The sequence below is a fragment of the Comamonas sp. 7D-2 genome, from assembly GCF_022749555.1.
Lineage (GTDB): Bacteria > Pseudomonadota > Gammaproteobacteria > Burkholderiales > Burkholderiaceae_C > Comamonas > Comamonas thiooxydans.
Genome location: NZ_CP094238.1, coordinates 2,024,654 through 2,047,610, shown reverse-complemented (window position 1 = coordinate 2,047,610; position 22,957 = coordinate 2,024,654). Strand labels below are relative to the sequence as shown.

The following is a 22,957-nucleotide window of genomic DNA, read 5'->3' as shown; positions in this document are numbered from 1 at the left end:
CTGAGACTCCGGCGCGCGACTTTAGGCATCGCGCGCCAGCCGCAGCCCCGTCATCTGCCATCGAGCCGTTGCGGGAAAGAAGTTGCGATAGGTCAGCCGCGCATGACCGGCAGGCGTGAGGCAGGAGCCTCCGCGCAGCACATACTGGTTGACCATGAATTTTCCGTTGTACTCCCCCACGGCACCCTCGGCCACGCGAAAGCCCGGGTAGGCGGCATAGGACGAATGCGTCCACTCCCAGACCTGGCCAGTTGCCACCCCATGATGAGCGCCCGAGACTTCAGGGTGCAGGCTGGCATGACCCACTGACGAGGACACAGGCCAGTCATGCGCACCCATTGCCACCTCCCACTCCATCTCCGTCGGCAGGCGCGCACCGGCCCAGCGCGCATAGGCATCAGCCTCGAAATAGGAGATATGGCAGACAGGCCTCAGCGCATGCAGAGCCGTCACGCCATACAGGCTGAACTCCTGCCAGCCCGCATCACCCGCAGCATCCTCAGCTTGCCTCCAGTACCAGGGGTGGCTCAGTTGCTGGGCCTGGCACCAGTCCCAGCCCTCGGCCAACCACCATTGAGGCTGACCGTAGCCGCCATCCAGCACAAAACGCAGAAACTCGCCATTGCTCACGGGCCTCGATGCAATCTGCGCAGCTTGCACATAGACACTGTGCCTGGGCATTTCATTGTCAAACGCAAAGCTGCCGCCGCCATGACCTATGCTGTAGATGCCCGCCTCAAGTGGCAGCCATGTGAGATCGGCATAGGCCTGCACGCAACTCTCCTCTGCCACCCCATCTAACGCATAAGCAGGCCAGAGCGGGTGACAAGAAAGCAAATGCTTGATATCGGTGAGCATCAACTCCTGATGCTGCTGCTCGTGCTGCAAGCCCAATGCGACGAGCTGAGCAACGACCTGCTGCGTCGTCGGACTTTTCTCTTTCATGGCGACCATCAGTGCCAGCATCTGCTCATCCACCACAGCGCGATAGGCCATGACCTGCGCCAGAGCCGGTCTGGTCAGCAAGCCCCGCTGGGCTCTGGGATGGCGTGCACCCACCTGCTGGTAGTAGGAGTTGAACAGCATGCGAAAACTGCCGTCAAAAGCCTGATGCCCTGGCTGGTGCACGGCCAGTACAAAGGTTTCGAAGAACCAGCTGGTATGGGCAAGATGCCATTTGGCAGGACTGGCGTCCGGCATGGATTGCACGCAGGCGTCTTCTGCAGACAAGGGCGCAGCCAGCTTTTGCGTGCAGGCCCTCACCCGCTCGAACTGCTGCGCCAGCACTATCCAGTCCCTGGCAGCAGGTGCCATGAAAAATGGCCGCACCATGGTTTCAGGCTTGGGCATGAATGACGGCAAACCATTGCTGCTCATCGGTCCAGACCCTGGGTTCGGCAAATCCCGCGCATGCCAGCATGGAGAGGAAATCGGACAGCGGGTATTTGTAGCTGTTCTCCGTATGGATGGTCTCGCCCTGAGCAAAATAGCGCAGGCCCTGAGGCCAGCACACCATGACGGGGCGACGGGCGCGCAAATGCATCTCTATCCGCGATGTCCGACTGTCGAAGCGCGCCTCATGCGCCCAGTCCTGAAGATTGAAATCGCTGCCCAGCAGACGGTTCACATGATTGAGCACATTGAGATTGAATTCGGCTGTGACGCCCTGTTCATCGTCGTAAGCGGCTATCAGAACCGGTACCGGCTTGGGCAGATCAATGCCAATCAGCAGCCCGCCGTCGCCCCCCAGAAGTGAATGCATATGTCCGAGCATATGCAAAGCCTGCTGCGTATCGAAGTTGCCGATCGAGGAGCCAGGATAGAACAGCTCACGCCGTGTCTGTGGCACGCCTGAAGGCAAATGCCAGTCCCCCGTGAAATCCGCCGCAACTGCACGAGCCGTAAGTCGCGGGAAGTCATGCTCCAGCCTGGCCACAGCGGCCTGCAGAAACTCGACCGCAATATCCACTCCCAGAAACTGCTGCGGCCCCACGCTGCGGCACAGGCGTCGCACTTTTTCGCAATTGCCCGCTCCCAGCTCTATCAACACCTGGCAACCCGCCATGGCCTGGGCGATCTCCAGGTCGTAGCGGGCCATGATGGCAGCCTCGGTTCTTGTGGGGTAGTACTCGGGCAGCTCGGTTATCTGCTCAAACAGGGCGCAGCCATGCGCGTCATATAGGAACTTGGGAGAAATCTGCGCCTGCCGCTGCATCAGCCCCTGCGCCAGTTCATAGCGCAGATGCGTCGGGGGGGCATACGCGTCCATGAGGCTGCAACTCTCCCCCTGAAGCGGTGGAGGTCTCAACGAGGACGCCAGAGGCAATGGAATGCGCCCTGCGCGTGATGCAAACTCTATCGATGCTGCCTGCCTGTCCGGTGTCGCGCGCATGCTGATCCTCCTGATGAGCTGATCGCGCGATGCAGCCATTGCTCGCGCCATCACTGCCAAGCCTGCTTTAGAACGTGCTTACCGCGTTGGAGAGCAAGGAGATCGTAAACACGTTCTTAGACCCTCAGCCTAGCGCGGCCGGCAATCGGCAGAAGTAGGACTGAAGCCAGCGATCCTTTTACTGCATGCGCATGCAGCAATGCTGACAAAGTCAATACTGGTCAAAGAATTCAGCAAAAAAAATCGGTACCCCGCGCTGGCGGAATACCGATCTAAACATACACCCTAGCCTCCGAAGTCATCAGGCCATGCCGACCTGCTGACTCCGATGCACCGCAGAGCCTGCGGTGCGTGCCTCGCCTGCGGGAAGAAGGCCGCAGACAAGAACACTCTTTGCCGTGAAGCTATCAGAAGCGATAGCCCACGCCCACACCCACCAGCCATGGGTCAACCTTGAACTTGGTGTTTTCAAACACGCCTGCACCTGTGACCTTGGTACCCAGATACACCTTCTTGATGTCGAAGTTCAGCGACCAGTTCTTGTCCAGCGCATAGTCGAAGCCGACCTGCAGCGCGCCGCCAAAGCTGTTCTTCTTCACGGTCACGGCACCATCCAGGATGTCCACGTTCGAGAAGCGTGTGTAGTTCACGCCTGCCCCCACATAAGGCTTGAAGGCCCCGAAGTTGGTGAAGTGGTACTGAGCCAGCAAGGTGGGGGGCAGATGCTTGAGCGAACCGATCTTGCCGCCATTCAGGCGCACATCATGCTTTTGGGGATAGGTCAGCACCAGCTCTGCCGCAATGTTGGGCGTGAAGAAGTAGGACACGTCCAGCTCAGGCATCCACTTGTTGTTGATGCTCACGCCTGCGTCTCCGGCAGCGCCACCGTTGTCGCTGTCCAGATGCAGAGCGCGCACGCGAACCTGCCAAGGGCTGGAGCCGTCAAACGAAGATTGGGCAAAAGCGGTACCGGCCGTCAGGGCGCTGGCAACAGCAGCAATCGCGATCAGAGTCTTTTTCATGGGTTCTTTCCTTGAAGAATTGGGTGAGTGCAATGCTTTGCATCCCTTGGCATCCATTGAAGCAAAGCCACTGCCACACGGGTTTGTCCCAGGTCAACCCGCACACCAACACCGCAAAGAAAAAAGCGGACGTTGCCCATCGGCCACGTCCGCCCAGGACACTGATGAAGCGCAAAAATTTGCTTCAGCAGTGATGGTAGTCGTCAATTCGGATGAGCCACCCTGGCTGGTCGCAGCTTGTGCCACAACTCCATGCACACCACAACCGCACCGCCAATGACGGCCCCAACCAGCACATGTACCAACACCGGTCCCAGCGCTGCAACAATACCGCCCGTGGGCACAATCACCTGCTCTATCCAATGTTCGACAGGCTCTATGCCGTGCACCAGCAAGCTACCGCCCACCATGAACATGGCAGCCGTGCCCACGATGGACAGCCCGCGCATCAGCCACGGGGTAAAAGCAATCAGACCACGGCCCATGGCCTTGGCAGCGCTGCTGCTCTTGGCCATCAGCCAGCCGCCCACATCATCCATGCGCACGATCCCGGCCACCAGTCCATAGACGAACACGGTGATGGCCAGAGCTACTGCGATCAGCACCGAGGCCTGCTCCCAGATGGGTTTGGCGGACACCGTACCCAGCGCAATCGCCATGATTTCGGCCGACAAGATAAAGTCCGTGCGCACGGCCCCCTTGACCTTCTGCTTTTCGTACTCCATCGGGTCCATCTGCTTTTCACGCGCGGCACGCACCGATGAAGGCGCAACACCTTTATGGGTAGCCTCCTCGGCATCCACCACGGCATCATGCGCATCATGCTTTTTGTGCTTGTGAAACAGCTCAAGGATCTTTTCCACGCCTTCGAAGCACAGAAAAGCGCCCCCCACCATCAGCAAAGGCGTGATCAACCAGGGCACAAAGGCGCTGATCAATAGCGCTGCGGGCACCAGGATGGCCTTGTTCATCAACGAACCTTTGGCCACCGCCCAGACCACTGGCAACTCCCGATTGGCCTTCACTCCCGTGACCTGCTCGGCATTGAGAGCCAGATCATCGCCCAGCACGCCGGCCGTCTTCTGCACCGCCACCTTGGTCTGTGTGGCCACATCATCCAGGATTGCTGTGCTCTTGCCCGCAGCGGTCTTGGTCATCAAGGCCACATCGTCGAGCATGCTTGCAATATCGTCTAGCAGCATCAAAAGGCCGGCACCTGCCATCGCACTCCCCAGTTGGTTTCAATGTCCACTATCATGCCTGCAAACCGTGCAGCGACTGCAGCAGGAAGTTGCCAATCGCCTACGCGATCAGCACGGCCAAGGCTTTGCAGCGACAATGAGCGCCCTCATCGAACGGAAACCCTGTGACTCAAGCCATCGCTCATGCCGAACTGATTGCCAGCTACCGCAAACTTGCCGCAGAGGCCGCCAAGAAGGCGGAACTGGTCAAGGCCGCAGCGGGCAAAGGCCCCAAGACCATTGCAACGGTCAGCGAAACCGCTGCCAAGGCCGCGCGCCGCCGCGATGTGATGGCCGCCAGACTGGCCAAGCTTGGTATCGATCTGCCGGGCTGAGCCTCAACAAGCAGCCTTCTTCGGGCAGTCTTCTTATTTGCTGGTCTTGAAGCCCTGTGTCGCCGCCCAGGCGGCCACATCGTCGCGGCGGATGGCCGCTGCCATGAGCTGTGGAAAGGCATCGGGGGTACAAGCAAACGAGGGCACGCCCAGTGCCGCCAGCTTGGCAGCCAGTTCCGCGTCATAGGCCGGCGCACCCTCGTCGCTGAGCGCCAGCAACGTGATGAACTGCACACCTGCTTCCACCAGCTCGTTGGCGCGGCGCAGCAGGCCCGACTCCACACCGCCTTCGTAGAGGTCGGAGATCAGCACCAGAATGCTGTTGCGCGGCTCGCTGATCAGCCCCTGGCAATAGCCGACCGCACCGTTGATATCGGTGCCGCCACCCAGTTGCACGCCAAACAGCACATCGACGGGATCGTCGAGTTTTTCCGTCAGGTCAACCACGGCCGTATCAAACACCACCAGCTTGGTGGCCACGGCCGGCAGGCTGGCCATCACCGCACCGAAGATGCTGGAATAGACCACCGAGTTGGCCATGGAGCCGCTCTGGTCAATGCACAGAATCACCTCGCGCTGCGGGCGGCGCGCCTTGCGTCCATAGCCGATCAGCGTCTCTGGAACAATGGTCTTGTACTCGGGCTGCCAGTGGCGCAGGTTGGCGCGTATGGTGCGATTCCAGTCGATTTCTGCATGGCGCGGGCGTCGGTTGCGCTGGCTGCGGTCCAGCGCCCCGGCCACGGCACTGCGCATGGGCTCCTCGAGCTTTTTCATCAGCTCGTCCACCACCTTGCGCACCACCAGCCGCGCCGTGGCCTTGGTGTTCTGCGGAATCACCGAGCCCAGCGAAATCAGGTCCGCCACCAGATGCACATCGGGCTGCACGTTCTCCAGCATTTCGGGCTGCAGCAGCAGCTCGCGCAGATTCAGACGCTCCATGGCATCGCGCTGCATGACCTGCACGACCTGGCTCGGAAAGTATTTGCGGATATCGCCCAGCCAGCGCGAAACCGAAGGCGAGGAGTTGCCGCGTCCACCCTTGCGCGATGCCAGCTTGCTGTCTTCCTCATACAAGGCGGCCAGCGCCTGGTCCATCTCCTGCAAGCGGCCCGTCACACCGCCGCAACTGGCGTCAGCGGGGCTGCCCAGTACCATGCGCCAGCGCTGCAGCCGCGTGGTGGGCTGCAGCTCTTCGGACTCCTGTTGCGGCTCGGTCGCCAAATTTGCTGTTTGATTCATCGTCACACCTTGGCCGCAGCCGCATCAAAATCGGTAGCTGCCTGGGCTTGTCCCATCAGCGCCTGAGGCAGATTCAATCCCAGCAACTCATTGAGCACGGGCAAGGCCAGCAAGGCACGCGACTCTTCCCAGGGCGCGGCGTCATCCGCAGCGCCCACGGCAGGACCAGGTGCCGCAGCGCCCCCCACAGGAGTTCGCTTGACCTTGTCGCCCAGGCTTTGGCGCTCGTGATTGCTGAAGGTCGAGAAGCTGCGCCGCACCAGCGGCAGAATCTGGGCAAACTGCACCTCGCCCAGACCGCTGAGCCAGGCATCGACAGCACCCCAGATGGACTCGTCATGCAGCAACACCAGCGCCTGCTGGTTCAGGAAACCGTCCAGCCAGGCGGCCACATCCATGGGCGCCGCGCCCAGCGAAAGATTGCGGTTGAACTGACGCACGATTTCGGCGCTTTCCAGCAACTGCTCGTCCAGCAGCAAACGACAGGCCATGCCGCGCAGCAGCGCCGCTGCGGCATCCCCCATGGCCAGGCTGCGCAGTGCCAGACGCCAGGCATCCACCGCCTGTTGCGCCTGGCCGTCGCTGGTGCGCAGCCGCAGTGCCTCGTGCGCCGCCAGCACCTTGGTCTTCATGGCGGCCGCAGCATCCTCATCCATGGCCATGCAGGCAACAGGCAGGCCGATGGCGGCGCGCAGCACCAGCGAATCGATCACGCCGGCAAGCAAGGCGGTATCGGTCTGGCGCACGCTGCCATAGCGATAGACATTGGCCAGCGGCGGCAAGGCCTGCAGCAGCTGGGCCACATCGCCCGTGGTAGCTGCACGCTGGGCCAGCGTGGCGATCAGGGCTTCGACCAGCTGTGGCAAATCGGCCAGCAACGCATCGTCGATGGCCTGCGCGATTTCGGGCAGCGAGGTCTCGGTCGTCAGGCTGGAGCGCAGCTTGGCCGTGGCGGCCTGGGCCACGGTCGCGCCGTGCACGCTGGCCTCGATGATGCGCACAGCCAGCTCGGGCTCCCACTGCAGCTGCCAGCTTTCGCGGAAAGTACCCCGGTTGCGCTGGGCATCAGTGGCGCGCACGCCCCAGTCAATGCCGAGCAGGCGCAGACGGTGCAGGAAATGGCTGCGTGCCAGATCCGTGTCCTTGCGCAAATCCAGTGCCAGCAGCTTGCTTGCCGCCTCGGGCTTGAGGCGCAGCGACTTCTGCTGCTGCTCGATATCGCGCTGCAGCGGCACCTGGGGTACATCGGCGGGCACCTGGCCCAGCACATGACCGACGGTCAGCTCCTCATCGATCAATCTGAGCGGTGCGTCCTCGCCCATGCAGATCACGGTGACTATGGCCGCGTTGATCTCCTCCAGGCCGGGCATGGGCTGGCCGCGCAGCGCCGCCAGGCCCTCGGCCAGACGCGTGGCCTCGATGATGTGAGCGCTGGAGCAGTCCAGATCCTTGTCGCGCAGCAGATGGGCCACGCGCGTCAGCCAGCCCGCCGTGCGCAGCGTGGCTGGAGAAACCTCGTTTTTGATAGCTACTTGCGCTTTACCATCAAGCGTTTGAGACTGATTTGACTCCAACCCCGGGGACGACTGATAGCACTGCCACAGATGCTGGTACCAACCCGGAGAAGTCACACCCGCGCCATAGCCGCTGCTGCTGGCCAGGTTGCGGTAGGTCCAGGGGGCCCAGGTCGCCATCACCTTGGCCTTGGGCAGGCCTTTGAGCAGTGCGCTGTCGGACTTGGCCGTCACGCTGGCCTTGAGCGCCGGCACATGCCAGGCGCCACAGACCACGGCAATGCGCTGGTGACCGGCCTTGATCGCCTCGCGAATGCACTGGCGCATATGGGCTTCGCGCAGTGCTTCGCGCTTCATGTATTCCTCGCCGCGCCAATGTTCGCCATCCTTGGACAGTTCTTCGCGAGCTGCCGTCATCACCTCGCCAATGCTTTCAAACAGTGCTTCGCTGTCGCCGCGCTCCTCGACCAGACGGTTCCACCAGCTCTCGCCATCGTCAAAGCCTGCGGCATGGGCCAGCCAGTCCAGCGGATCGCGGTGCAGGTGTTGAGGGGCCGGTGCCGGGATGTCCAACTGCAACCCATGCTCGTCACCGTCCTGCATATCGGCCAGCGTCGCGGCCTCCGCGACATCCGGTGCATCCTGCTCCGAGTCCGGGACAGCCGCCGCCTGCACAGCATCCTCTGCCTCCTGTTCCGCCTTCTTCAGCGCTTCGCGTCGCGCAAACTCGATGGCCATGCCATGGGTCTGGGGCAGGTCGATGAAGCGCGTGGCGACACCCTGGCAACTGGCCCACTGCAATGCCTGCCATTCGGGTGAAAACTCGGCAAACGGATAGAACGCGGCCTGGCTGGGCTCGTCCTGCATATAGACCAGCATGGCCACGGGCGGGCGCAGTTCGGCGCTTTGCAGCATGGGCAGCAGCGCCTCCCCCTCGGGCGGGCCTTCCACCAGCAGGCAATCGGGCTGCAGTGCTTGCAGCGCCTGCAGCAGACTGCGAGCGCAGCCCGGGCCGTGATGGCGTATGCCAAAGAAATGAACAGAATCAGCGGAAGTGGCCATGGGCTGGGTCAATCAGAAATTCTTGAGGAGCGACTGCATTTCAATGCGGTTGGCACAGCCCAGCGAATCGAAGATTCGCGCTTGAGACGAGGCGTCTTTGTCGAAGACAGTAGCAGCGCTACGGCGAGACAAAGCAACGAAGTATCAAGGGCTGTGGCAGCCGCTCGCCGAATTACAGTTGCTCGCGGCAGGCGCGGTACAAATCCTTCCAGTCGCTACGTTCCTTGACCACGGTCTCCAGATATTCCTTCCACACCACCGTGTCCTGCACCGGGTCCTTGATCACCGCTCCCAGCAGGCCCGAGGCCACATCTGCCGCGCGCAGCACGCCATCGCCGAAATGGCCGGCCAGCGCCATGCCGCTGTTGATGACCGAGATGGCCTCCGCCGTGGACAGCGTGGAGCTGGGCGACTTCACGCGCACGGTCTTGCCGTCCTCGGTCTGGCCGTGGCGCAACTCGCGGAAGATCTGCACCACACGGCGCACCTCCTGCAGCGCAGGCGGCTCGGTTGGCAGCTGCAGCGCCCGCCCCTGCTCGGCCACGCGCTTGGTGACGATCTGCACCTCCTCGTCCTGCGATGCAGGCACAGGCAGCACCACGGTGTTGAAGCGGCGCTTCAGTGCGCTCGACAACTCGTTGACGCCTTTGTCGCGGTTATTGGCCGTGGCAATGACCGAAAAGCCCTGCACGGCCTGGAACTCCATGGACAACTCCGGCACGGGCAGCGTCTTTTCGGACAGCACGGTGATCAGCGTGTCCTGCACATCGGCGGGAATACGTGTGAGCTCCTCGATGCGCGCGATCTTGCCCAGCTTCATGGCATTGACCAGCGGGCTGGGAATCAGCGCTTTCTCGGACGGGCCGTGGGCCAGCAACTGGGCATAGTTCCAGCCATAGCGCAGTTGCTCCTCGCTGGTGCCGGCCGTGCCCTGGATCAGCATGGTCGAATCGCCGCTCACGGCCGCCGACAGATGCTCGGACACCCAGGACTTGGCCGTGCCGGGCACGCCGTACAGCAGCAAGGCACGATCGGTGGCCAGCGTGGACACGGCAATCTCCATCAGGCGCGGATTGCCGATGTACTTGGGGCTGAGCTCAAACCCGTTGCTGAGCTTGCCACCCATCAGATACTGGAGCACGGCCCAGGGCGAGAGCTTCCAGTTGGGCGGGCGCGGACGGTCGTCCACCTTCTGCAGGGCATCGAGTTCTTCGGCAAATTGCGCCTCGGCGTGCTGACGTAGTACTTGGCTCATGATGACTTTCGGGTTGAATGCAGAAAAATTCGAAGGCTCAGGCGCCCAGTGCGGCGTGCAGGGCCAGGCGCAGATCGACGATACGGTTGAGTTGCTCGAGCACGCGCTCGTCATCCCAGGGGCGCAGACGGGCGCGCTCCAGCCGCGCCTGTTGTTCGGGCGTCAGGGTGCTTTGCGCAGCAACGGTAGTGGCCTCTTCGGCCGCATCGGCCACCTTGGATACCAACTTTTGCCAGAGCCCGGCCAGCCCTGACGGGGCTGCGGCCTCGGGCTGCTGCGGCACGGGAAGTTCCTCTGCCTGTGGAGGCTGACGCCAGAGCCGCACAAAGCGCGGCAGAACGGCCGGATGCAGGCGGCGCGCGCAGGCCAGCACGGCCTGATCGGCCTGCCAGCTATGCCAGCTGCCTGTCGCCTGCTTGCCGCCCAGCGCCTTGTCCAGTGCGTCCATCAAGGGCTCAGACATGGATTGAGAAAACACGCCAACCACCGGCATGCTGCTCTCGATAGTGTTGATGCGGTCCACCAGGCTGCCCTTGGCCTGCTGCAACTGTGTCTGCCAGAGCGCCTCGCGCTCCTGCTGGCTCAGCCGGTCCAGCAGGGCCGACAGCAACGCCTGGGCCCGTGAATCGCGCTCCATGGTCTGCAGCAGCGCAATCCAGCGCACATCGGGCTGATCGCGCAGCGCCGCCAGCCAGCCCTGGCGCAGGGCGGTCTTCCAGTCGCTGCGGCGGCTCCAGTCCCAGAGCTGCTCGGGCGTCATCTCCAGGGTCTGCAGCCAGAAATCGATGGGCGCAAGCTCCACTATCTGCTGCAGCCACCAGGCTTTCACGCCCTTGATATAGGCCGGCGGCTGCAGCGCAATGCCGTCGCGCTCCCAGTCCTTGCTGCCCTCCTCGGGCGGCTCGATCTGCCACTCGCCCTTGGCATTGCGGCTCAGCATGGACTGCAGCCAGCCCAGGATGCGCAGGCTGTGCGCGCTTTGCGGCAGACGCGAGAGCAGGCGGGCCGCGTTCTCGCGCACCTCCTTGCTGCGATCGGTCAGCAGCTTTTCCAGCAGCGCCTCGTCCGCCATGGACAGCCCCACACCCAGGGCCAGCACCATGGGCGCACGCTCCTTGGCATTGAGCTCCTTCAAGCTGGCTTCCAGTCTGGCACGCGCCTGGTCGGCACCGGTCTCACGTTCGCTGTGCAGCAGCGCCACGCGCTGCTCGATGGAGCCCTCCTGCCAGATCAGCTCGGCATTGGCCGTCTCCTGCACGCCGCTGGCATAGCTCCATTGCGGGTTGAGCCCGGCCAGCCAGCGACCTCGCTCGCCCAGCACCGGCGTCAGCCAGGTACGAAGCTCCACCGAACGACGGCCTTCGTTCAAAGCATCAACCAGGAGCGCATAAGGCAAGCGCTGTCCAGCCTGATCGAGGGCATGGAACATGGGAGCCAGCATGTTCTCGGGCCCATGCTGCAGCACATCACGCATCAGGCCATGCAAGCGCTCATCCTCGGACCCGCGGCGAGACTCGTCGGCAGGCAATGCCGGAGAGCTCAAAGGCGCACCGAGCCTGACCTGCGCACCGGGTTGCCAGCCCGCCCGCTCCAGGACGGCGGCGACGGCGCTGGCTCTGAGCAGCTGTGCAGCCGTTGATGCAGCCGGCTGCAGCCAGGCAGCTTGCATGGCTTGCAAACCGGGGCTGGCTGCGGCATCGACCTGCGCGGTCAACACCGCAGGCACGGCCAGCCTGTCCGCGCCGACCAGACTTGACTGCTGCAGTGCAGCCCACAAATTGGCGCTGCTCATCGCATCTCTCCTTGGTTCTGCCAGATGGGGGACAAGGCCTGGCTGTGGGCATCCTGCTGCCAGGCACTGAGCAAGCGCCAGCGCCCCAGTTGCGGTCCACACTCCCACTCGCCAAACAGGGCCAGAGGCGTGCCGCCGCTCAGCGCCAGCAGCCGCCAGGCTTCGTCATCGGCAATCACCACAGGCACGGGCGCCGCCTGGCTCTGTCCTGTGGGCCAGCCCACCAGCCATTGCCCCTCTACATACAGCAGCTGGGCATTCGCACACCACAGCGGCTGCACTGGCTGCAGCGCATTGGCGGCAATGCGCTCGCCCAGTTGCTGCAACGGTTTGCCCAAAGCCTTGACCGTCAGGGCCGCAGCATCGCAGCTGTCGAGTACTTCAACCCCATTGACCGCGACCGCCCGCAGGCTCGCCCTGCCAGGGTAGAAGCTCAACGCTGTGCGGTAAGTGCCGCCGCTCACCCAGGCCGTCTCGAACCCTCGCCCGCCCTGGGCATAGTCCAGCATCAGTGCCGTGCGCCCGGTATTGAGGCCCTGCAACCAGACGCGGCGCTCCAGCAGGCGACCCTCGCGCTCGATCAGGCGCTGGCCCAGCACCCGCCAATCGTCGCTGATGGTCTCGCCACGGGCCTGTACTTCGGCCTTGTCCATGGGCCAGCCCAGGGCAGCCATGACGTCGGCCTTCACCTCGGGGCTCAGCGAGTCACGCCGCTGCACTGCGTCCACCAGCAGCTGCCAATGGCCAAGCTGCACCAGCAGGTCACGCGGCCAGGTCGGGTGGCTGTCCACCAGCTCCCAGGCTTCCCTGATACGCGCGGCCATGCCCGTGGCCTGTGCATCCACCATGCGTGCCGCCATGGTGTTCCAGTGCTGGCGCGTCTGACTGTCGCCGGCCTGATTGGCCAGGCCGGTGCGCACCATGTCCTGCATCCATAGCGACAGCTCCTGCATGCCGCCAGCAACCTTGTCCCAGCGCTTGTCCTCGCGCTTGGCCTGCTGTCTGGCCAGAGCCTCCTGATCCGCCACTGGCGCAGCGGCAATGGCGGCCGCCTTGGCCTCTTTCTGCTCGGCTTTTTGCTGACGACCACCCAGCCAGTTGCTGACCCATTCCGGGGGCTCGCCGCCCTCCGGCACCTGGCCGCCTGCGCGCAGCAGCATCAGCGCCAGCCCGTGCTTGCAGGGGAACTTGCGGCTGGGGCAGGAGCACTTGAAGGCCGGCCCGCTCAGATCGACCTGAGTCTGATACGGCTTGCTGCCGCTGCCCTGGCATTCCCCCCAGACCGCAGCATCATTGCTGCCTGTGTTCGGCCATTTGCTCAGGGACTGCAGTCCCTTGGCCGCCTTGGATGACGCAGCATCCGCCGACAGCGCCAAAACTTCCGCTTCCGTTGCTAATACACGCGACACCAATGTCTCCCGTCCCGAATCGACGCAATATCTTGATAGTTCGAGGCGCTTACGCACCAAGGGCGAGTGCGAGACTACCCTCGGAAAACCTCGTCCGCACCTTGCTGAAACTGTGTTTTCAGCGCGGCAAAAACTGTGGTTTGACAGACCGCGCAAACTGTTGCGCGCAATGCGTCAGCCTATCATCGCCATGGCACTGTGCCGATGAAAACGTGCAAAAAATCAGAACATAGAGAAGCTGGGTGACATGCATCAACCGGCTTCCTCGTCGAGCTGCGGTACCTCTGTTCCCGGTGAACATTCAGCCTGCCGACGCTGCTGCAGATGCAAGTACCGACTCCGCAGCAGCCAAGCCACGGCATGTTTGCTACTTTTGCTTACCAATGGCTCAGCCCGGCTTCGGTGCTCATTCCGCGCAAACTGCCCGCAATTGCACCTTGCTGCCTATCTGGCTGTCAAATTGCTACCAAGGGTCTGAATGCTCTGGGTCAAATCGACCAGGACACTTTCGACGCCATACACGCCCTGTGTCACAGCCTTGGAAGTCGGCTCTGGGTCGGAGAATTAGCCACTGACGATGCTTCGGCTGGCAAGCCCGCTGCCAACAAGATAGAGGACTGCAAGAGATTCTGTCTGGCAGCTAACGAACAGCGTCGAAAGTTCTCCAGCAAGAGCTGTTCGCCGGCATCCCCCGCTGGAAGATCCGACTGGCGCCGGCCGGTCAGCACAAACAGCACATCAACACCTGCTGCGGCAACTGCAACAAGGTAATCACTATCCGGCTTTCGTTCGTCTTTCTCGTAGAGCAGCTGCGCCTGCTTGCGCACACCGCCAAGTTGGCCAAACCCTTCCTGATTTAAGCCAAGGCGTTCTCGTTCCTCACGCAAACGCGCACCAATACCCATATGTGTAACTCAATATTGACAAATATACGCATTTGCGTACTATTGCCATACCAAAGCCAAGCTAGCGCCGCTTCACAGCACCGCACTAGAGGCAAAAAGCAGCAGCCCTTTGCACAGAGCTGCTGCACCTATTCACATCAATCAATAGATTTTGACATGAAGCAGCTACATCCCCACGCGCAGGCCCGCACATGACTTGAGAGCCAAGGCCTACGGTTGCCCAATGGACACGGAACAGTCCAGATAGTCGCTTCCCGATCAACAGCCGGTGCAGTGTCGGCAACGGATCTTGCCTGCTCTGACAACAGGCACTCTACGAATGTGTTCTGTAGCGCTCGACAATTTCAGCCTATGTCTGAGTCCGGCGTTTACGGACTTGATGCTGTCAAAGCATCAGCTATCCATGCACGACTGTCGCGGGCAAATCAGCGCAGCTGAAAGCATGCGCTATTCAACACCAACGCCAGGACCTGCAGATCAGGCCCGACTGGAGTTTTGAGTCATGAGCCAGGACATTTTCGATCAGCGTGCCGATGGCAAGGCTTTTGCGGCAGCAGCTTCGTTGGCGCCGGCAACCGTGCCACAAGCCCAGATTGCCTGCCACGAAGCGCAGTTGATCGGCTATGCGTTGAGCCACCATGTGCCGGACATGCGGCGAGGCTTCGATATTCTTACCAGCTATGGCCGCTGGCATGTAGATCCGAAACCAGCCGCGCAGATGGCCGAGTTGATGCGCCAGCATCTGATGCAGCAACTGGAGACGATCTAGGCCTACGCTTCCGACAGGACGCGGAAAGCAGTTCACCCGATCCTTGAAGTCGGCCTCCGGGAAGACCATGAACCATGAAAAAAGGCTCTGCAGAATGCAGAGCCTTTTGATTGCGCTAGCAGTACCCGGGTATCAACCCAGCCACTTGCGGGCGTTGCGCCAGACGCGCATCCAGGGGCTGAATTCGGACTTGTCGCCCGAGGTCCAGCTCATCTGCACATTGCGAAACACGCGCTCGGGGTGAGGCATCATCGCCGTGAAACGGCCATCGGCGGTCGTCACTGCTGTCAGGCCACCGGCCGAGCCGTTGGGGTTGAACGGGTACTGTTCGGCAGGCTGGCCGTGGTTGTCCACATAACGCATGGCCTTGACCACTTGCTCGGCATTGCCACGGAACTGGAAGTTGGCATAACCCTCGCCATGTGCCACGGCGATGGGCAGGCGGGAGCCGGCCATGCCTTGCAGGAACAGGCTGGGCGACTCCAGCACTTCGACCATGGACAGACGCGCTTCGAAGCGGTTGCTCTGGTTCTGCGTGAAGCGCGGCCAGTCCTGCGCACCGGGGATGATATCGGCCAACTCGGCAAACATCTGGCAGCCGTTGCACACGCCCAGACCGAAGGTGTCGCTGCGACCGAAGAAGGCCTGGAACTGCTCGGACAGACGGTCGTTGAAGGTAATGGAACGCGCCCAGCCAATGCCCGCACCCAGGGTGTCGCCGTAGCTGAAGCCGCCACAGGCCACCACACCGGCGAAGTCCTTGAGCTGCGCGCGGCCGGACTGCAGGTCGCTCATGTGCACGTCCACTGCATCAAAGCCGGCTTCGGTGAAGGCGTAGGCCATCTCCACATGGGAGTTCACGCCCTGCTCGCGCAGCACAGCCACGCGAGGCTTGGAGGCCACATTGATGAAGGGCGCTGCCACGTTCTCCTTGGGATCGAACGTCAGATGCACATGCATGCCGGGGTCGGCAGGTTCGCCAGCGGCAGCATGCTCGCTGTCGGCGCAGACGGGGTTGTCGCGTTGCTGGGTGATCTTCCAGCTCACGGCATCCCAGACCTGGTGCAGATCGGACAGAGTTGCTCCGAACACCTTGTTCGCATCGCGCCACACCTGCAGCTCGCCCTTGCCTGCGTCCACAGGAGACGAGGCGGGACGGGTCTTGCCGATGACATGGCTGCACTGGATCAGGCCATGTTCGCGCAGCACCTGCAGCACTTCGGCACGGTCTTCCGTCCTGATCTGGAGCACGGCGCCCAGCTCTTCGTTGAACAGCGCGCGAAGGGTCAGATCTTCGCGGCGGCCGGAGACCTGCTTGCCCCAGTTCTTGCCTTCGCCGCTGTCCATGCGGCTGTCGGAGATACCGTCGCCTTCGGTGATCAGCATGTCCACATTCAAGGCCACGCCCACATGGCCGGCAAAGGCCATTTCGGCGGCCGTGGCCAGCAGGCCGCCGTCGCCCCTGTCGTGGTAGGCTAGGATCAGTCCCTTGGCGCGCAGCGCATTCACTGCATCCACCATGGCGATCAGATCCTTGGGCTCGTCCAGATCCGGTACCTCGTTGCCCGACTGATTGAGCACCTGACCGATGATGGAGCCGCCCATGCGCATCTTGCCGCGGCCCAGGTCGATCAGCACCAGGGTGCTGTCTTCCACCTCGGCGTCGAGCTGGGGCGTGAGCGTGGTGCGCACATCGTCGATGGAGGCAAAGCCGGTGATGATCAGGCTCACGGGCGAGGTGACCTTCTTGGTCTGGCCGTTCTCGCTCCACTGCGTGCGCATGGACAGAGAGTCCTTGCCCACGGGAATCGAGATGTTCAGCGCGGGGCACAGCTCCATGCCCACAGCCTTGACGGTGGCGTACAGCGCAGCGTCTTCACCGGCTTCGCCGCAGGCGGCCATCCAGTTGGCCGACATCTTCACCTTGGACAGCTCGATGGGCGCGGCCAGCATATTGGTGATGGCTTCGGCCACGGCCATGCGACCCGAGGCGGGCGCGTCGATGGCGGCCAGCGGTGTGCGCTCGCCCATGGCCATGGCTTCACCCTTGAAGCCCTTGTAGTCGGCCAGGGTCACGGCCACGTCGGCCACCGGCACTTGCCAGGGACCGACCATCTGGTCGCGATGGGTCAGGCCGCCGACGGCGCGGTCGCCAATGGTTATCAGGAAACGCTTGGAAGCCACCGTGGGGTGGGCCAGCACTTCGATCACGGCCTTTTCCAGCGGCACGCCGGTCAGGTCCATGGCGGGCAGCTCGCGCTCCACGCTGGTCACATCCTTGTGCACCTTGGGCGGCTTGCCCAGCAGCACGTTCATGGGCATGTCCACGGGGAACTTCTGGTCGCCGGACTCGACCGCCGTGTCCTCCAGCACCAGTTGGCGCTCTTCGGTGGCCGTGCCGATCACGGCAAACGGGCAGCGCTCGCGCTCGCAGAAGGCCGTGAACTGCTCCAGCGATTCGGGAGCGATGGCCAGCACGTAACGCTCCTGCGATTCGTTGGACCAGATTTCCTTGGGCGACAGGCCGGACTCTTCGAGCTTGACGGCACGCAGGTCAAAGCGTGCACCGCGCCCGGCATCGTTGGTCAGCTCGGGGAAGGCATTGGAGATGCCACCGGCCCCCACGTCGTGGATGGCCAGGATCGGGTTCTCGGCGCCCTGCTGCCAGCAATGGTTGATGACTTCCTGCGCACGGCGCTCGATCTCGGGATTGCCGCGCTGCACCGAGTCAAAGTCCAGTTCTGCTGCATTGGTGCCCGAAGCCATGGAGCTTGCCGCACCGCCGCCCATGCCGATGCGCATGCCGGGACCGCCCAGCTGAATCAGCAGCGTGCCCGCCGGGAACTCGATCTTCTTGGTCAGTTCGGAATCGATCACGCCCAGGCCGCCGGCGATCATGATGGGCTTGTGGTAGCCACGGGTGATGTCGCCGACCTGCTGCTCGTACTCGCGGAAATAGCCGGTCAGATTGGGACGGCCGAACTCGTTGTTGAACGCCGCGCCGCCCAGAGGGCCTTCGATCATGATCTGCAGCGGGCTGGCGATATGTTCGGGCTTGCCTACTTCGCTGCCCCAGAGCTTGGAAACGGTGAAGCCCGTAAGGCCGGCCTTGGGCTTGGAGCCACGGCCGGTTGCGCCTTCGTCACGGATTTCGCCGCCGTTGCCGGTCGATGCACCGGGGAAGGGCGAAATCGCCGTGGGGTGGTTATGTGTCTCCACCTTCATCAGCACATGGTTGGTAGCCGCCTGCTTCTGATAGCTGGGAGCGCTGACTGCGTCTGCCTTCGCATCGAACTTGGCTACAAATCGCTCAACCTCATGGCCTTCCATGATGGAAGCGTTGTCGGCATAGGCCACCACGGTGTGCTGGGGCGAGCAGGCCTCGGTGTTGCGGATCATGCCGAACAGCGATTTTTCCTGCTCCACGCCGTCAATGGTGAACTTGGCGTTGAAGATCTTGTGGCGGCAGTGCTCGGAGTTGGCCTGCGCGAACATCATCAGTTCCACATCCGTGGGATTGCGCTTGAGGTCGTTGAAGGCATTGACCAGATACTCGATCTCGTCTTCGGCCAGGGCCAGGCCCCATTGCTTGTTCGCGGTTTCCAGCGCTGCGCGGCCACCACCCAGCACATCCACAAACTCCATGGGCTGTGCGGCCAGGGTGGTGAACAGTTGCTCGGCCTCGGCGCGTGTCGCGAACACGGACTCGGTCATGCGATCGTGCAGCAAGGCGGCAATCTGTGCCGTCTGCTGCGGCGAGAGCTCGGGCTTGCCACCCAGCAGGCCGGACTTCATGTCCACGCGATACTCGGTCATGCGCTCCACGCGGAACACGTTCAGGCCGCAGTTGCGCGCGATATCGGTCGCCTTGGAGGCCCAGGGAGAGATGGTGCCCAGGCGGGGAGTGACGATGAAGGCCAGGCCTTCAGCATTGCCCGTATAGGGGTCACCATAAGTCAAGAGCGCCGACAGGCGCTCTTGCAATGCGGGCGCAACTGCGCCCTCGGTGGCTACCAGGTGCACAAAGCGTGCAGATACGCCGGTGATCTTGGGGTGGATGGCGACCAGATCGGTCAGAAGCTGTTGGGCGCGGAACGAGCTCAGGGCGTTTCCACCCTCAAACTGTGTCAGATGCAATGTCACGTGGCGGCCTGTTTATGTGAAGGCTGTTGAAAAGCGTCCTGGTCAATCCCCTGCCTGAGAGGACCGGGCCAAAGCGCTGAATTCGGTGAGCCTAGGATTTTACCGTGCCTCGGGGTTAGTCCGAATGCTCACACCCACAAGCCCTGCATGTTCAAGCGCGCAATGGGATAATTGCGACCATGAGCATCACACTGAAGACCCCCGAAGACATCGAGCGCATGCGCATTGCAGGCCGCTTTGCTTCGGATGTGCTGGACTACATCACCCCCCACATCAAGCCCGGCATCACCACCCAGCAGATCGACGATCTGTGCGCCAAGCGCATGGCCGAGCAAGGCACCAAGACGGCCTGCCTGGGCTATCAGCCCCCAGGCATGACGCCCTACCCGGCCTATGTCTGCACCTCGGTCAACCATGTGGTGTGCCACGGCATCCCCAACGACAAGCCTTTGAAGAAGGGCGATATCGTCAATGTCGACGTGACCATCATTACCGAAGACGGCTGGTTCGGCGACAACAGCCGCATGTTCATCATTGGCGAAGGCACGATTGCGGCCAAGCGTCTGTCCAAGCTGACCTTCGAGGCCATGTGGAAGGGCATCGCCCAGGTCAAGCCCGGTGCTACGCTGGGCGATATCGGCCATGCCATCCAGACCTATGCTGAGAGCAACAACCTGTCCGTGGTGCGTGAATACTGCGGCCACGGCATCGGCAAGGTGTTCCACGACGAGCCCCAGGTGCTGCACTATGGCCGCCCCGGCGAAGGTGTCGTGCTGGAAGAAGGCATGGTCTTCACCATCGAGCCCATGCTGAATCTGGGCAAGCGCGACATCAAGGCCATGCCCGACGGCTGGACCGTGGTCACCAAGGATCGCAGCCTGACCGCCCAGTGGGAGCTGATGCTGGCCGTCACCAAGACCGGCTATGACGTGCTGACCTGGTCCGATGGCTCGCCCACTCCGCCCGACTTCATCACGGCCATCCGCACCTGAGCGCATTGCTGCCGCTGATCTGCATGCCGCATCCGGCCAAAGCTGGATGCGGCATATTTTTTGCTTGTAGACCTTGTGCTGCAAGCGCCATGCGCTCATCTTTTTGCCATCACAGGCCTCAAGCCCAAGTCAGTTGGGTTAAGGTGACGCTCAAGCACTTGCCCTGTTGAAACGCTTTTTTCTACTGCGCATGACCTCCTCTGCCCACTCCTACGCCAACTCTGCCGACGTCTCCGACCTCTCCTCGCTACAGGGCCTGCGCGAGCAATACCGCGAGGCCAAGGCCCGGCAGATGGAGTTGCTGCGCAACCCCACGCTGGGCAGACGCAGCGTGCGCGGAGTGCTGCACCATTTCAGTGAACTGGCAGACGGTCTGCTGCGCACCCTCTGGCAACGCGCACAGATGCCGCAAGGCGCGGCCCTGCTGGCCGTCGGCGGCTATGGACGCGCCCAGCTCTTTCCCTACTCGGACATCGATGTGCTGGTGCTGCTGCCCCAAAGCAGTGCACCGCCGGCTGCGGAACTGGCGGCCAGCGTCGAGCAGTTCATCAGCAGTTGCTGGGATGCAGGCCTGGAAATCGGCTCCAGCGTGCGCAGCATTGCCGAATGCCTGCAGGAGGCCGCGCAGGACCTGACGGTACAGACCGCCATGCTGGAGTCACGCCGAATCACCGGCAGCAAGGCCTTGTTTGCCGACTTCGAGCAGGAGTTTCGCGCGCAACTCGATCCCAAGGCTTTTGTCGAAGGCAAGCTGCTGGAAATGCGCCAGCGCCACGCCAAATACGACTTCACGCCCTATTCGCTGGAGCCCAACTGCAAGGAATCGCCCGGCGGGCTGCGCGATCTGCACACCATGCTCTGGCTGGCCAAGGCCGCAGGCTTCGGCAACAGCTGGCATGAGCTGGCCGAGCAAGACCTGATCACCCATTTCGAGGTGCAGCAGCTCGAATCCAACGAATCCCTGCTCAGCCTGATCCGTGCACGCCTGCATGCCGCTGCCGGCCGCCATGAGGACCGGCTGGTCTTCGACCTGCAGACCGCCGTGGCCGAAGCCTTTGGCTACCGCTCCACCACGCCGGAGGGCCGCAAGCTGGCCATGCGCGCTGGCGAGACCCTGATGCGTCACTATTACTGGGCCGCCAAGGCGGTGACCCAGCTGTGCCAGATCGTGCGCATGAGCATCGAAGAGCGTCTGAACCCCGGATCGCACGAGCTGATTCAGCTCAATGATCGCTTTTGCGAGAAGGCCGGCACCATCGAGGTGGTCAGCGACGATCTGTACGAGCGCGATCCGCATGCCATTCTCGAAACCTTTCTCATGTATGAGCAGCATGAGGGATTGACGGGTCTGTCGACGCGAACCCTGAGAGCGCTGTATGCCAGCCGCGATGTGATGGACAGTGCCTTCCGTCGCGACCCGGTCAATCGCGCCACCTTCATGAAGATCCTGCAGCAGCCGCGCGGCATCACCCATGCCATCCGGCTGATGAATCAGACCTCGGTGCTGGGCCGCTATCTCTGGCCCTTCCGCCGCATCGTGGGGCAGATGCAGCACGATCTGTTCCACGTCTACACCGTGGACCAGCATATCCTGATGGTGCTACGCAATGTGCGGCGCTTCTTCATGGCCGAGCATGCCCATGAATATCCGTTCTGCTCCCAGCTCGCCGCAGGCTGGGACAAGCCCTGGATCCTGTATCTGGCTGCCATCTTCCACGACATCGGCAAGGGCCGAGGTGGTGATCACTCCGTGATCGGCGCCGTCGAAGTCAAGCGTTTTTGCCGCGCCCACCAGATCGACAAGGCCGATGCGGAGCTGGTCGAATTTCTGGTACGCGAGCACCTGACCATGAGTCAGGTGGCCCAGAAGCAGGACTTGTCCGACCCCGATGTGATTCGCGCCTTTGCTGAACGCGTTGGCAACGAGCGCAAGCTCACTGCCTTGTATCTGCTGACGGTGGCCGACATTCGCGGCACCAGCCCCAAGGTCTGGAGTGCCTGGAAAGGCAAGCTGCTGGAAGATACCTACCGCCTGACCCTGCGCGTGCTAGGTGGTCGCGCCCCGGATGCCGCCGCCGAAATCGAAGCCCGCAAGCGTGAGGCGCTGGTGCAACTGGCCCTGTCTGCCCAGCCCTTTGAGTCCCACAAGAAACTCTGGGAGACACTGGACGTGAGCTACTTCATGCGCCATGAAGCGGCCGACATCGCCTGGCATACCCGCCATCTCTCACGCCATGTGGGCCAGGGCAAGCCCGTGGTGCGCGCCCGGCGGTCGCTGGCCGGCGAAGGCCTGCAAGTTCTGGTCTATGCACCCGACCAGCCCGATCTGTTTGCCCGCATCTGCAGCTACTTCGACCGTGCCGGATTTTCCATTCTTGATGCGCGCGTGCACACGGCCAACAACGACTACGCACTGGACACCTTCCAGGTCGTCGCCCCCACCATGCAGGAGCAATACCGCGAGCTCATGCACATGGTGGAAAGCGATCTGACCCAGACCCTGCTGCGAGGCGGCCCCCTGCCCACGCCATCGCAAAGACGGCTGTCGCGCCGCGTCAAAAGCTTTCCATTCGCCCCTCGCGTCATCCTGCGCCCCGATGAAAAAGCCCAACACTGGCTGCTGTCCATCTCCGCATCAGATCGCGCCGGCCTGCTCTACATTATTGCCCGCATTCTGGCCCAGCACCATATCAGCGTGCACTTGGCAAAGATCAGCACCCTGGGCGAGCGCGTGGAAGACACCTTCCTCATCGAAGGGCCTGAACTGCAGGACAACAACAGCCAGTTGCGCATGGAAACCGAGTTGCTCAAGGCCCTGGCCCAGCCCGGTTGAACCAGGCCCGGCAATTCGGGCTTTAGTTTGATGATTCGCTGCCGATAAGCAGTC

The 22,957-nt window shown here is 62.4% G+C and carries 15 protein-coding genes; 4 read left to right on the top strand and 11 right to left on the bottom strand.

Annotation, left to right across the window (positions count from 1 at the left end; genetic code table 11):
• Positions 1–21 precede the first annotated feature (21 nt).
• From egtB to MPZ60_RS09460, 4 genes are all read right to left on the bottom strand, one after another.
• Entirely contained in the window at positions 22–1,350 is a 1,329-nt protein-coding gene (gene egtB, locus MPZ60_RS09475; RefSeq protein WP_080746246.1) for an ergothioneine biosynthesis protein EgtB, read from the bottom strand.
• The gene (gene egtD / locus MPZ60_RS09470) at positions 1,337–2,269 is read right to left on the bottom strand and encodes an L-histidine N(alpha)-methyltransferase (protein ID WP_034351672.1); all 933 of its coding nucleotides are present in this window, start codon (positions 2,267–2,269) and stop codon (positions 1,337–1,339) included. The genes egtB and egtD overlap by 14 nt, the downstream gene beginning before the upstream one ends.
• A 530-nt stretch (positions 2,270–2,799) precedes the next feature.
• Positions 2,800–3,414 (bottom strand): OmpW family protein, encoded by a 615-nt coding sequence (locus MPZ60_RS09465; RefSeq protein ID WP_003080665.1) that lies wholly within the window; start codon positions 3,412–3,414, stop codon positions 2,800–2,802.
• 203 nt (positions 3,415–3,617) lie between these two features.
• A complete protein-coding gene (locus MPZ60_RS09460) occupies positions 3,618–4,637 on the bottom strand; it encodes a DUF808 domain-containing protein (protein WP_034351669.1) in 1,020 nt (339 codons plus the stop codon).
• Positions 4,638–4,780: 143 nt separating this feature from the next.
• Between MPZ60_RS09460 and MPZ60_RS09455 the strand changes: the two genes are divergently transcribed.
• The gene (locus MPZ60_RS09455; RefSeq protein ID WP_034351667.1) at positions 4,781–4,990 is read left to right on the top strand and encodes a hypothetical protein; all 210 of its coding nucleotides are present in this window, start codon (positions 4,781–4,783) and stop codon (positions 4,988–4,990) included.
• A gap of 33 nt (positions 4,991–5,023) precedes the next feature.
• Here the strand turns inward: MPZ60_RS09455 and MPZ60_RS09450 are convergent, their stop codons facing one another.
• From MPZ60_RS09450 to MPZ60_RS09425, 6 genes are all read right to left on the bottom strand, one after another.
• Positions 5,024–6,229, bottom strand: a complete 1,206-nt coding sequence (locus tag MPZ60_RS09450; RefSeq protein ID WP_034351664.1) for a VWA domain-containing protein — start codon at positions 6,227–6,229, stop codon at positions 5,024–5,026.
• A 2-nt stretch (positions 6,230–6,231) separates the two neighbouring features.
• A complete protein-coding gene (locus MPZ60_RS09445) occupies positions 6,232–8,805 on the bottom strand; it encodes a DUF5682 family protein (RefSeq protein WP_034351842.1) in 2,574 nt (857 codons plus the stop codon).
• A 172-nt stretch (positions 8,806–8,977) separates the two neighbouring features.
• Positions 8,978–10,060, bottom strand: coding sequence for an AAA family ATPase (locus MPZ60_RS09440; protein ID WP_003069729.1), 1,083 nt, complete (start codon positions 10,058–10,060; stop codon positions 8,978–8,980).
• A 37-nt stretch (positions 10,061–10,097) separates the two neighbouring features.
• Positions 10,098–11,852 (bottom strand): DUF5691 domain-containing protein, encoded by a 1,755-nt coding sequence (locus tag MPZ60_RS09435; RefSeq protein WP_034351662.1) that lies wholly within the window; start codon positions 11,850–11,852, stop codon positions 10,098–10,100.
• Positions 11,849–13,228 carry an SWIM zinc finger family protein gene (locus tag MPZ60_RS09430; RefSeq protein WP_080746245.1) on the bottom strand — a complete coding sequence of 460 codons (1,380 nt, stop codon included), beginning with the start codon at positions 13,226–13,228 and terminating at the stop codon, positions 11,849–11,851. Before MPZ60_RS09430 ends, MPZ60_RS09435 begins: the two co-directional genes overlap by 4 nt.
• 563 nt (positions 13,229–13,791) lie before the next feature.
• Complete coding sequence (locus MPZ60_RS09425; protein ID WP_034351660.1) at positions 13,792–14,166, bottom strand: helix-turn-helix domain-containing protein; 375 nt, start codon at positions 14,164–14,166, stop codon at positions 13,792–13,794.
• Between the two features lie 502 nt (positions 14,167–14,668).
• Between MPZ60_RS09425 and MPZ60_RS09420 the strand changes: the two genes are divergently transcribed.
• Positions 14,669–14,935, top strand: coding sequence for a hypothetical protein (locus MPZ60_RS09420; RefSeq protein WP_034351656.1), 267 nt, complete (start codon positions 14,669–14,671; stop codon positions 14,933–14,935).
• Between the two features lie 132 nt (positions 14,936–15,067).
• On the opposite strand, the gene purL is transcribed toward MPZ60_RS09420, so the two are convergent.
• Positions 15,068–19,078, bottom strand: a complete 4,011-nt coding sequence (gene purL, locus MPZ60_RS09415) for a phosphoribosylformylglycinamidine synthase (RefSeq protein ID WP_034351654.1) — start codon at positions 19,076–19,078, stop codon at positions 15,068–15,070.
• A 179-nt stretch (positions 19,079–19,257) separates the two neighbouring features.
• Here purL and map point away from each other — a divergent pair, with 179 nt between their 5' ends.
• Positions 19,258–20,070, top strand: coding sequence for a type I methionyl aminopeptidase (gene map / locus MPZ60_RS09410; protein ID WP_034351652.1), 813 nt, complete (start codon positions 19,258–19,260; stop codon positions 20,068–20,070).
• A 190-nt stretch (positions 20,071–20,260) separates the two neighbouring features.
• Positions 20,261–22,903 carry a [protein-PII] uridylyltransferase gene (locus MPZ60_RS09405; protein ID WP_052057555.1) on the top strand — a complete coding sequence of 881 codons (2,643 nt, stop codon included), beginning with the start codon at positions 20,261–20,263 and terminating at the stop codon, positions 22,901–22,903.
• The last annotated feature ends 54 nt before the right edge of the window (positions 22,904–22,957 follow it).